Source organism: Streptosporangium sp. NPDC006013, from assembly GCF_040614275.1.
Classification (GTDB): Bacteria; Actinomycetota; Actinomycetes; order Streptosporangiales; family Streptosporangiaceae; genus Streptosporangium.
On record NZ_JBEXUE010000887.1, the window covers coordinates 1 to 1,829 of the forward strand.

Below are 1,829 nucleotides of genomic sequence, written 5' to 3' on the forward strand. Positions count from 1 at the left end.
CTCGCGCTCTGCCGAGGCAGCCGCGTCGGCAGAGCCGAGCGGCTCACACCGGTCAGCCTGAAGGCCGGGCCGCCCGTGCCGCCATGACTCTTTCTAGTGATCGGCCGGGGCCGGGACGAGGCCGTCGTCGACCAGACCGGCGAGGACCGCCTCGCCCAGGGCGTGCACCGCGGACTGCGGACGGACCATCACGCTGAACTCCTTGATCCGCTCCTCGTGGTCGAGATGCAGCAGGTCGATGCCGTGAATCTGCCTGCCGTTCACGGTGGCCCGGAAGAGCAGGACCACCGACGGGGCCTCGGTACCGTCGGCGCAGGTCTCGGCGGTGCCGTCGAAGTGCCCGATGTAGCGGAAGTCCTCGAAGGTACGCATGAGGACCCCGAAGAGCCCCAACACCATCGGCCTGCCCTCGAAGGGACTGAACTTCACCGGACTGTAGAGCCGGACGTCCTCGGTGAACAGGCCGTCCAGAGCGGTGAGATCGCGGCTGTCGACAGCGGCACGAAAGCGGTCCGCGGTGGCCATGGCTTCTCCCAGATAGTCATGGATGTGATTAGTCAGTTTCTTTACTATCATGGGCGCGAGTTCCGTGGACAGAGGTGGAAAAGAGGTGGTCCGATGGCTTTGCGGCACGCCGTGCTGGCGGCGCTTCTCGACGAGGAGCTGAGCGGATACCAGTTGGCCAAGGCCTTTGACCTGGGGGTGGCGAACTTCTGGCACGCGCTGCCACAGCAGCTGTACGCCGAGCTGACCAGGCTGGAGAAGGAAGAGCTGATCACCGGTCGTGAGGTGGTCCAGGAAACCCGGCCCAACAAGCGCCTGTTCCGGGCCACCGACGCCGGACTGGCCGAGCTGGAAAAGTTCGCGGCGAGCACCCCCAAGCCCTCCTTCATCCGTGACGACCTGCTCGTCAAGGTCCAGGCCGCCGGCCACGTCGACACCGAGATACTGATCGCGCAGCTCACCGAACGGGCCACCTTCGCCGAGGCCAAGATCGCGCTGTTCGACGCACTGTTGCGGAAGATACGCGGCGACCGCAGCGAGGAGGATTTCCTGCGCCACGGCGAGCGGATCGGGCCCTATCTGACCTGCCTGCGCGGCCTGGACTTCGAACGGGGCAACCGGGACTGGTGCGAACGTGCCGTGGTGATCCTGCGGGAGAGGCGGGCGGCCCATGCCCAGTGATGACCACCTGCGCTTCGTCGCCCTGGGCGACAGCCAGACCGAGGGGCTCGGCGACGGCGACGACACCGTGGGCCTGCGGGGGTGGGCCGACCGGCTCGCCGAGCGGCTCGCGCTGCACGACCCCGGCGTCCAGTACGCCAACCTGGCCGTACGCGGCCGCCTCGCCGCGCAGGTTCACCAGGAACAGCTCGCACCCGCCCTCGCGCTACGCCCCGACCTGGTCACCGTCGTCGCCGGAGTCAACGACCTGCTACGGCCCCGATTCAACGCTGACGAGGTCGCCGGCCACCTGGAGGCGATGTTCGCGGCGCTCACCGCCCAAGGTGCCCGCGTCGCGACCGTCACCTTCCCCGACATCGCACGGATCACCCCGCTCGCCCGCCCGATCAGCTCCCGCGTCACCGCCCTGAACCACCGCATCCGGCAGGCGGCACACCGGCACCGCGTCGTCGTCGCCGAGACCTACCACCATCCGGTGGTCACCGACCCCCGGCTGTGGTGCCCGGACCGGCTCCACGCCAGCCCGCTCGGCCACGAACGGATCGCCGCTCCTCTGCGCGCCACGAGGCGGAATGTAAGAGCTTCACCTCTGCCGTTTCCACATGTTCCGATAGAAGCACCTCGGCGGTTGTATGCGGGTCGCT

General features: G+C 68.2%; 3 protein-coding genes. 2 read left to right on the forward strand and 1 reads right to left on the reverse strand.

Annotation, left to right across the window (positions count from 1 at the left end):
* Positions 1–93 precede the first annotated feature (93 nt).
* Positions 94–525: a nuclear transport factor 2 family protein gene (locus ABZ260_RS50645; protein WP_355633020.1), complete on the reverse strand. Its 432-nt coding sequence runs from the start codon at positions 523–525 to the stop codon at positions 94–96.
* A 93-nt stretch (positions 526–618) separates the two neighbouring features.
* Between ABZ260_RS50645 and ABZ260_RS50650 the strand changes: the two genes are divergently transcribed.
* Complete coding sequence (locus tag ABZ260_RS50650; RefSeq protein WP_355633023.1) at positions 619–1,185, forward strand: PadR family transcriptional regulator; 567 nt, start codon at positions 619–621, stop codon at positions 1,183–1,185.
* Positions 1,175–1,829, forward strand: a 655-nt coding sequence (locus ABZ260_RS50655) for an SGNH/GDSL hydrolase family protein (protein WP_355633026.1), incomplete at its 3' end; no start/stop codon positions are given. The genes ABZ260_RS50650 and ABZ260_RS50655, both read left to right, overlap by 11 nt.